The 6,172-nt window shown below is 59.5% G+C and carries 7 protein-coding genes and 1 pseudogene; 7 read left to right on the plus strand and 1 reads right to left on the minus strand.

Annotated elements, in window-relative coordinates; all coding sequences use genetic code 11:
- Positions 1-289: 289 nt before the first annotated feature.
- The 6 genes from C3Y15_RS04660 to C3Y15_RS04685 are packed head-to-tail and all read left to right on the plus strand — an operon-like array spanning position 290 to position 5,461.
- Positions 290-901: a c-type cytochrome gene (locus C3Y15_RS04660; protein ID WP_226103178.1), complete on the plus strand. Its 612-nt coding sequence runs from the start codon at positions 290-292 to the stop codon at positions 899-901.
- Complete coding sequence (locus tag C3Y15_RS04665; RefSeq protein WP_007182915.1) at positions 898-2,241, plus strand: cytochrome c; 1,344 nt, start codon at positions 898-900, stop codon at positions 2,239-2,241. The genes C3Y15_RS04660 and C3Y15_RS04665 overlap by 4 nt, the downstream gene beginning before the upstream one ends.
- Before the next feature lie 9 nt (positions 2,242-2,250).
- The gene (locus C3Y15_RS04670) at positions 2,251-2,451 is read left to right on the plus strand and encodes a hypothetical protein (protein WP_007182914.1); all 201 of its coding nucleotides are present in this window, start codon (positions 2,251-2,253) and stop codon (positions 2,449-2,451) included.
- Between the two features lie 10 nt (positions 2,452-2,461).
- A complete protein-coding gene (locus tag C3Y15_RS04675) occupies positions 2,462-3,049 on the plus strand; it encodes a cytochrome c oxidase subunit II (protein WP_011880240.1) in 588 nt (195 codons plus the stop codon).
- On the plus strand, positions 3,039-4,664 hold the full coding sequence (locus C3Y15_RS04680; RefSeq protein WP_007182912.1) for a b(o/a)3-type cytochrome-c oxidase subunit 1: 1,626 nt from the start codon (positions 3,039-3,041) through the stop codon (positions 4,662-4,664). The genes C3Y15_RS04675 and C3Y15_RS04680 overlap by 11 nt, the downstream gene beginning before the upstream one ends.
- Entirely contained in the window at positions 4,661-5,461 is an 801-nt protein-coding gene (locus tag C3Y15_RS04685; RefSeq protein ID WP_007182911.1) for a c-type cytochrome, read from the plus strand. The genes C3Y15_RS04680 and C3Y15_RS04685 overlap by 4 nt, the downstream gene beginning before the upstream one ends.
- A 254-nt stretch (positions 5,462-5,715) precedes the next feature.
- Here the strand turns inward: C3Y15_RS04685 and C3Y15_RS04690 are convergent.
- Positions 5,716-5,904, minus strand: a pseudogene (locus C3Y15_RS04690) (IS30 family transposase); the annotation flags it as partial.
- Between the two features lie 112 nt (positions 5,905-6,016).
- On the opposite strand from C3Y15_RS04690, the gene C3Y15_RS04695 reads away from it, so the two are divergent.
- On the plus strand, positions 6,017-6,172 hold a 156-nt coding region (locus C3Y15_RS04695), incomplete at its 3' end, for a helix-turn-helix domain-containing protein (RefSeq protein ID WP_148091196.1).

Here is a 6,172-nt window from a genome sequence, read left to right on the forward strand (position 1 = left end):
CAAGGGCAACCCAGAACGTTGACGCGCTGGTCGGGTCTGCTGCAGATGGCGATCACGGCGTCGAGTGTGAGCCGCCGCGGAGCAGGAATGGACGTTGAGTAATTTGTGTCCGTCGCCGTTGTTTTGGAACTTGCGGTTTATGGATACAGATGAGTAGAATCACCACACAGCCATGACACAGGCGTTGCGAACAATGCTGAGAAGACTCGCAGGAGCCATACTGTTGTGCGCCGTTCCCTCCTGCTTTGTCTTCGGGCAGGATAGACCCACGGAACGCGCGCCGGACACCATGCAAGCACGGGTGCTTGCATGTGCGGCGTGCCATGGCAAAGCCGGGGAGGGGACCAATAACGATTACTTTCCCCGTCTGGCGGGTAAGCCTTCCGGCTATTTGTTCAATCAGCTCAAGGCATTCCGCGATGGCCAGCGCCAGTACCCGCCAATGAACTATCTCTTGGCGTATCTACCGGACGCCTATCTAAGAAAGATAGCCGATTTCTTCGCGGCCCAGCATCCGCCGTACCCGCCTGCCACAGCCCCTGCCGTCAGCGCGGAACTACTGCGGCGCGGCAAGCAACTCGTGAATGACGGCGACCGTACGCGCAACATCCCGGCTTGTGCTGCTTGTCACGGCGCATCGCTTACGGGTATGGAGCCGGCCATTCCTGGGTTGCTCGGCCTCCATGCGCAATATATCAGTGCCCAACTCGGCGCCTGGCGCTACGGAACGCGAGTTTCGACAGCACCAGACTGTATGCACGACATCGCCTCGCGTCTTGGTAACGACGACATCACTGCCGTCGCTGCCTGGCTCTCGTCATTGCCCGGTGCGGCGAACTCGGCGCCTGCGACTGCGGGAAGCGTGAAGTTGCCGATTGCTTGCGGGAGCGTACCTCAATGACGGAGCTCACGGTGCGTACCAGGTCTTTCCGGTTCAGTCGTTCGTTCGGTTCACTTCCGGTTAGCCGGATGAGCAAGGCGCTACGCGTTTGCTTGACCACCATCGCCGCCTCTGCGGCCTTGATAATCGCCCCCCCGAGGCTCGCGGTGGCGCAAGACGGTTCCGCCAAGGTGGACGTCATCAAGCGAGGTGAATATCTTGCGCGTGCCGGCGACTGTATAGCATGCCATACGCAACCCAGCGACAAACTCTTCGCGGGCGGTCGCGCGATGCCCACTCCGTTCGGGACGTTGTACTCACCGAATATCACACCAGACGCCGAAACCGGGATCGGCCGATGGAGTTCCGACGAGTTCTACGCGATGATGCACACGGGACGTTCCCGCGATGGCTCCATCCTGTATCCCGCCATGCCCTACGCTGCATACACGAAGGTCACACGCGAAGATAGCGATGCCATCTACGCTTACCTGATGTCCGTGCCGCCCGTCAGGCGGCCGAATCGTCCGCACGATATGAGGTTTCCGTACAACAATCGCGAGTTACTGCTTGGCTGGCGAACGCTGTATTTTCGTGAGGGTGTATACAAGCCCGATCACGAGAAGTCCGTTGAATGGAATCGTGGCGCATATCTCGTACAAGGCCTCGGCCACTGCTCGATGTGCCATACCGCGATAAACGCGTTGGGGGGCAGTTCGGAGTCGAAGGCGTTTGAAGGTGGCCTCATCCCAATGCAGGACTGGTACGCACCATCGCTCACGTCTAGTCGAGAAGCGGGCCTCGGCGCGTGGAGCATTGCAGACATTACGGACCTGCTGCAAAAGGGCGTGTCGCGGCGGGGCGCTGTCTACGGTCCGATGGCCGAAGTTGTGTACGACAGCCTTCAGTACCTTTCAGACGACGACGTCCGGGCGATGGCGGTCTATCTGAAATCACTGCCGCAGCACGGTGGCGAGGGAGCCGCCGAACCCACTTCATCAATGTCACGCGATGAGCGAAATCGACTCTTCAGGGTGGGCAGCAAGATTTACGATTCACAGTGCGCCACTTGCCACGGCAAGAACGGGGAGGGCAAGCTACCCGATTTCCCGCCGCTCGCGAACAATCAGTCTATCCAGATGGTGTCCGCCGTGAATCCGATACGGATGGTGCTCAATGGCGGGTATGCGCCGGGCACTGCGAAGAACCCCATGCCTTACGGCATGCCGCCCTTCGCTCAATCGATGTCCGACGACGAGGTGGCTGCGGTCGTTACGTTCATCCGCACTGCATGGGGTAACCGCGGCATGCCTGTGTCAGCCAAAGATGCCAACGCATTGCGTTCGGCACCGCTGTACTGAGGGGAACTCATGAGCGACTCAACTGAGGACGGAATACCCCAAGCGCCGATCGCCCGGCGTCTATCGGACGACGAGCAGCACGTCGATGACATCGTGCGCATGGGACCGAAGGGGGCACTTGCGCTGGCCGGGATCGCGACGTTTATCGTGATCGCAATGTGGTTTGCGTTCTACTTTCTGGTGTTTTTGCCTCGCGGCGTTATCCAGTAAATCCGAGCCCATGTCGAACACCCAAAACACGCCTCCGACGGCGCCGGCGAATCATGCCGACAGCCATGCAATAGCAGTCCGTACTGAGCGGCGCTGGGCCATGTTCTCGGTGGCGTTTGTACTGCTGCTTGTCGCAATAGTGGTCTTCACCGGTTTGCACTGGGCAATGATGCCCCCGTCGCGAGTAGAAACCATCGATCCGACCACGCTGCACGTGTCCGGAGAATTTATAGAAGGCAATCTCGGAACCGCACGCGAGGCGGACGGTTCGGTGACGGTACGCGTGGTCGCGCAGCAGTATTCATTCACGCCGCAATGTATTCTCGTGCCGGCCCGTACTCCTGTCACATTCAGGATCACGAGCGCGGATGTCGTTCACGGTTTCCTGATCGCGAATACAAACATTAACTCGATGGTCGAGCCGGGCTACATCTCCACGTTCCGCAGTACGTTCAACGAGCCGGGAGACCACTTGATGCCATGTCATGAGTATTGCGGGACAGGGCATGAGGGCATGTGGGCAAATGTGAAGGTGATCGAGGCCGCCGAATTCGACAAACTTGCGGCCGGTGCACGGAGGCTCAGCTGTGTTAAATAACCGACGACTCGTGCTCGCACATTTCTGGTTCGCTTTCGCGACCTTCGGGGTGGCATTGCTGTTGGGCGCCTGGCAAATGTACGTGCGCAGTCCGCTGCATGCTTGGTTGTCCGCGCCTGAGCTGTATTACCGTTCGGTGACGGCGCACGGCTCCGTGATGGCATACGTATTTCCGACACTGATCGCTATGGGGTTCGGCTATGCGATCACCGAGCTCTCGCTTGCGCAGCGGCTGGTCGGTAAGCGGTGGGCATGGGCCGGCTGGTGGCTCGTAGCGGTAGGCTCGATTGTGGCGATGGTGCCGGTATCTATGGGGCGTGCCTCGGTGCTTTACACGTTTTATCCGCCCATGATCGGCAACCCCTTCTATTACATTGGCGTGGTACTCGTGGTGGTCGGATCATGGATTTGGGTGGCACTCATGTCCGTGAACCTGCATGTCTGGAAGAAGGCGAATCCAGGTACGCCTGTGCCGCTGCCCATGTTCGCGAACGTCGCGGGCTCGTACCTGTGGGCATGGACGGCGGTGGGCGCCGCCATCGAAATCCTGTTTCAGATTCTGCCGGTCGCGCTGGGTCTCAGATCCACCATCGATTCGGGCCTCGCGCGCGTATTCTTTTCATGGACGCTGCACGCCATCGTCTATTTTTGGCTGATGCCGGCCTATATCGCGTACTACACGCTCGTGCCGCGCGCCGTGGGGGGCCGGCTCTACAGCGATGAGATGGCGCGCATCTCGTTCATCCTCTTTCTCGTGGTCGCGATGCCGATCGGCATTCACCATTTGTTCGCGGACCCTCAAGTGGGATCGGGCTTCAAGTTCCTGCAGTCCGTGTTCACGGCGCTCGTCGCGGTGCCCACGCTGCTCACCGTCTTCACGATCTGCGCGTCCGTGGAAATTGCAGGCCGACTGCGCGGCGGCAAGGGCGCGTTTGGCTGGATACGCGCGCTGCCGTGGCACGAGCCGATGATGCTGGCTGTGGCGTTCTCGTTCGTGATGCTGGGCTTCGGTGGCGCCGGCGGCCTTATCAACATGAGCTACCAGCTCGACTCGACGATCCATAACACGCAATGGATCACGGGGCACTTCCACCTGATTTTCGGCGGCGCCATCGTCATCATGTACTTCGCGATTGCCTACGAACTATGGCCGCAACTCACAGGGCGCTCGCTTAGGAGCGTGCGGCTCATTCGATGGCAGCTCTGGACGTGGTTTGTCGGGATGATCGTTACGACGTTCCCGTGGCACTATGCCGGCATCCTCGGTATGCCGCGTCGCATGGCATTTTTCGACTACAGCGACCCCGCGATTGCGCCCGAGGCTATCACCGTTGTGCTCTCGTTCGTCGGTGCTCTGATTCTGGTCGCTTCGGCGGTGTTGTTCTTTATCGTGCTTGCAAGGGGGCACCGGGGCGCAATTGAACCCGCGCGTCGCTTCGAATTTAGCGTGGCAGTGCATCCTCCTCGTACCCTCCCGGTTGCGCTCAATAGCTTCGGACTCTGGATCGCGCTGATGATCGGACTTACCGTAGTGAACTATGGCTACCCGATTGCGCAGTTGTTGGCGCTCCCTCAGACTTCCGTGCCGGCCGTCTGGATCGGAGGGCAGCGATGAGGACACCACCGTCACCCGAAGCGCGCCTGTTCTCGCTGCGCAACCGTTGGTTCACCGTGAGCGTAGGGCTGACAGTCGCAGTTGCCGGCGTCTCGGCCCTGATAGGGTTCGTGTGGTTACCGTCGGCCCAGACCGACCCGCAGTTCAAAGGACTGTGGAACGCGATCTGTAGCGCGGCCGGGGTGCCGCAGCAATGGCTCGTCTCGCAGCCCGTGGTTTCGTCCACGAAGACAAGCACGGCAGTGCTTACTCCGCAGACCTTCGCGGGAACGGATGGACTTTCGATTGGACGCGGTGCGACGCTCTCACTGCGATGCACGATGTGTCATGGGCCGCAGGGACTTAGCTTCGCAAACTCACCGAATCTCGCAGGGCAGTACGAAAGTGTTGTGTATAAGCAGTTGAAAGATTTCCAGAGCGGAGCCCGCACGAACGCCGTGATGACCCCCATGGCTACGAATTTGAGCGATCAGGACATGAAGGACTTGGCGGCATATTACGCCTCGCTGCCTCGCGTTCGGGTCGGCGCGTCTGCAGTGCCTGCACCCGCTATCGTTGCGACGGGTTCCCCAATGCGGAATATTGCTCCCTGTGCCTCTTGTCACGGAGCCGCTGAAAACAAGCTAGGTGCGCCGTGGTTGGAGGGTGAGCCGCTCGTCTACATACGCCAGCAACTATTGGCGTTTGCAGGAGGGGAACGACATAACGATACCAGCGAGCAAATGCGCAACGTTGCGAGAAATATGACTCGCGACGAGATCGAAGCGGCCGCCAAGTTCTACTCCGGTCAACCATAACGGAAAACTGCATCTCGCACTCGTGCGATTGAGTCACGGGGAGATGCTGCCTCGGAAGTTCGTAAAGGCGCGGGCCATTTTCCGTCCGACAAGGCCGTGCTCAAACTAATCTGGCCGCAACTGCGTAACGTCGTCGTCAAGAGGCGCCCCCGTGATTAGCAGAGCCTCTGACTCAGTTCGCGCTCCGTTGCCACGAACGGCTCAACACTTCGAATTCTGAATTTCGATCGCCTCATACACGGCGGTCTCAAGAGTCAAGTGCAACGTTTAGCCAATCCGGCGGCAGCCAACTCCATGGCCATGGCTTCTTCCGGCGTTTTCCAGCCGAGCGTCTGACGTGGGCGCCCATTCATTAATTTGGCGATGTCGTTCAACTGCATCTGGGTGATGCCCGATAGGTCCATGCCCTTGGGCAGAAACTGACGCAATAGCCCGTTGGTGTGTTGATGTCCACGCAGAACTGACCCACCTGAGGCTGTAGTTTTCATCGAATTTTGACCCACGTGATTGAATGCCCTGCTCAATCTTTGAGCAGGGGATACAGAGGTGATCACGGTGGGCATATTGGCCAAGATCAGGCGGATGTATTTCCGCGAGAAGGTCCCGCTGCGCGAGATTGCGAGGCGCACGGGCCTGTCCCGGAACACGGTGCGCAGCTGGCTTCGGCAAACGGATGCCGTTGAGCCGAAGTACCCGAAGCGCGTCAGCCCG

The sequence above is a fragment of the Burkholderia sp. B10 genome (assembly GCF_004368385.1).
Classification (GTDB): domain Bacteria; phylum Pseudomonadota; class Gammaproteobacteria; order Burkholderiales; family Burkholderiaceae; genus Burkholderia; species Burkholderia vietnamiensis.